The sequence below is a fragment of the Massilia genomosp. 1 genome, from assembly GCF_011682185.1.
GTDB classification, from domain to species: domain Bacteria; phylum Pseudomonadota; class Gammaproteobacteria; order Burkholderiales; family Burkholderiaceae_D; genus Telluria_A; species Telluria_A rubra.
Window position 1 is genome coordinate 1 of record NZ_WHJF01000455.1, and the last position, 340, is coordinate 340.

The window sequence follows — 340 nt, forward strand, 5'->3', positions numbered from 1 at the left end:
CGGTGGTTACGGGGTCGAGCGGCTGGCCGATGTGCCCTGGCTGGCCACGCGCGCAGTATATTACTGGGGCGATATCGACACGCACGGCTTTGCCATCCTGGACCGCTTGCGCGCCAGTGTTCCTCACGCGCGCTCCATCCTGATGGACAGCGCGACCCTGATGGCGCACCGCGCGCTGTGGGGCGCGGAAGACCAGGACAAGCGCTTCAGCGGGCAGCCAGCACGGCTCGATCCCGACGAACGGGCGCTGTTCGACGCCCTGCGCGATGATGTGTTTGGCGAGCGAATCCGGATGGAGCAGGAGCGCCTGTCGTACGGCTGGCTGCAGCAAACCCTGGCC

The 340-nt window shown here is 67.4% G+C and carries 1 protein-coding gene; it reads left to right on the forward strand.

What is annotated here, in order from left to right:
* Positions 1-340: DUF2220 domain-containing protein (locus tag F1735_RS34485; RefSeq protein ID WP_167241556.1), on the forward strand; the 340-nt coding region annotated here is incomplete at both ends.